The organism is Turicibacter sp. T129 (assembly GCF_025594975.1).
Classification (GTDB): domain Bacteria; phylum Bacillota_I; class Bacilli_A; order MOL361; family Turicibacteraceae; genus Turicibacter; species Turicibacter bilis.
In genome coordinates, this window is record NZ_JAMQUU010000127.1 from 1 (window position 1) to 2,412 (window position 2,412).

A 2,412-nucleotide genomic window follows, 5' to 3' on the forward strand; every position below is an offset into this window, starting at 1 on the left:
AATGGGAAATACGATTCAATTTTCATAACATTCACAAGGAGTACTTCACTAAATGAGCACTCCTTTTTGTGATACTCTTTTCTACTAGGCTGAATAGTTACAATTATTTTTTATAAAAAAATAAGGATATTATTAATCTAATACCCGTTATTTTTCAACTATTTTATTTTTTATTAAACATGAACAAATTTCAAATATTTAATTAAAATCAACTTCAAAACTCATTCCAGTTAATATTGATTTAAAAGAATAATCTAAATTATACATTTTTAAAATTTGTTGAACTATGTATAATCCTAACCCATTCCCCCCACTACTCTTATTTCTATCAAAATCAACTCTATAAAATGCCTCAAAAATATGTGCTAAATGTTCTTCTGAAATTGGCTTACAATCATTTTCTATAATAAGTTTTTTATCTTTTATATATATTCTTATTTCCTTTCCTTCATCAGTATAATTTACTGCATTAGAAATAATATTAGAAATTGCTTTAGTAAATAATTTTTCATCTACTTTAATATTAAAAGACTCTTTTAAATTCATTTTAATATTAATTTTCTTTGACTTAGCTATTAATTTATATGGTTCTATGTTCTTTTGAACTAAACTACCTAAATCTAATACACTTTCATTTTTATTATTTATTATATTAAGTTTTGAAGTATCTAAAATTTCCTGAACCATTTTACTTAATTCACTAACTATATCCTTACATTTTTCTAAATATATATAATGATTTTTATATTTTCCTATATCATATAACATATTTTCAATCATTATATTCATACTCATTAGTGGTGTCTTAAGTTCATGTGATGCGCTTCTTAAAAAATCCACCTTTATTTTTTCAGATTCACTTACATTTTTTATTTCCTCTTCCAATGATACAATTGTATTTAATAAATTTTCATATAAACTATTTACATTAGCTGCTAATATTCCTATTTCATCTTCAGTTTCTACCTTACAAAAGGCTTCTTTATTTAAATTCTCCATTTTTTTTGTAACATCACAAATTTCTTTTATTGGAGTTGTAATTTTTCTTGCATATATATATGATGCAATAAGTGCTATAAGCAAGCTTATAAAAATAGAATATGGAAGTATTTTTAATATAACATCTCTTGTTTCTGTAAATGATTCTAAATCCATTACTATTTTAGCACTTCCATTTACATCATTACTTTTTTTAAAGTCCCTACTTTTTATTATTGATAAATTATTTATATTAATATATTGACCGAATCCATCATCACCTATAACTTCTCTATTTTCATCATTAAAATTTTCTATAATATTTTCACCAATTAAATTAGGAATTATTAAAGAGTTTTCTGTAATTTCCTCTTCATTAACATATATATCTACTTTGTGCAAACCTTGAAATACCCTTTTTTCATCTCCTATAGTAAGTAAAACTTGAATATTATATTTTTCAGCAAAATTCTTTGCTATCTTAAATGATTCCTCATTATCAGATTTACTTACTTGTTCAATTAAAGCTTCAATAATTTTATCAGCTTCCTTTTGTTTATTATTCACATATACCTTGGGTAATGCTAAATAAATTAAAACATTTGAAATTAAAATTATTACACTTATTATCCCCATGGTAAATATATATGTTTTTGAAAATAGCTTTAACTTATTCATCATTGCTCCTCAAATTTATATCCAATTCCCTTAACTGTTACTATACAATCTAATAACAACTTTTTTCTTATATTTTTAATATATACATCAATAACCCTATCATTTGGTGCTTCTTCAATCCTCCATAAATTATCTAAGATTTGTGCTCTTGTTAAAACCTTTCCCTCATACTTTAATAATAACTCTATTAATTTTATTTCCTTAGGTTTTAAATCAATATTTTCGCCATTCTTTCTTGCTGAATATCCTTCAAAATCAATTTCTATATCTCCATAACACCACTTTTTATTTTCACTAACTTTTACTCCTCTTCTAAGAAGTGCTTCTATTCTTTTATGTAAAACTATTATTGAAAATGGCTTTGTAATATAATCATCTGCCTCTTCATCAAAACTCATAATTTGGGTATAATCATCACTCATTGCTGTTAACATAATTATTGGAACATTGCTTTCTTGTCTAATTTTATTTAAAACAACAAATCCGTTAGCCTTTGGAAGCATTATATCTAAAATTACTAAATCAATTTTATTATTCTTAAATAATTCTATTGCTTGCATTCCATCTTCTGCACTTATAACGCTATATCCAACCTCTGCTAGATATTCACTTACGCCTTCCCTTATTTCTTTTTCATCTTCAACAATTAATATATTAATTTTCATTTATATTTTCCTCCATTTTATATAATATATATCAAAATGAATTTATTTTATAAATACATAATAACATAAAGTTTCACTTATAAACAAAATA

The 2,412-nt window shown here is 23.6% G+C and carries 2 protein-coding genes; both read right to left on the reverse strand.

What is annotated here, in order from left to right:
- Window positions 1–198: 198 nt before the first annotated feature.
- Complete coding sequence (locus tag NEH75_RS13445) at window positions 199–1,656, reverse strand: sensor histidine kinase (protein WP_262949026.1); 1,458 nt, start codon at window positions 1,654–1,656, stop codon at window positions 199–201.
- Window positions 1,656–2,315: a response regulator transcription factor gene (locus tag NEH75_RS13450; protein WP_262949028.1), complete on the reverse strand. Its 660-nt coding sequence runs from the start codon at window positions 2,313–2,315 to the stop codon at window positions 1,656–1,658. The genes NEH75_RS13445 and NEH75_RS13450 overlap by 1 nt, the downstream gene beginning before the upstream one ends.
- Window positions 2,316–2,412: the final 97 nt, after the last annotated feature.

What these genes read in the sequence shown, in the direction of transcription:
- NEH75_RS13445 (WP_262949026.1), bottom strand. Translation starts at nt 1,656, where the DNA reads ATGAATAAGTTAAAGCTATTTTCAAAAACATATATATTTACCATGGGG.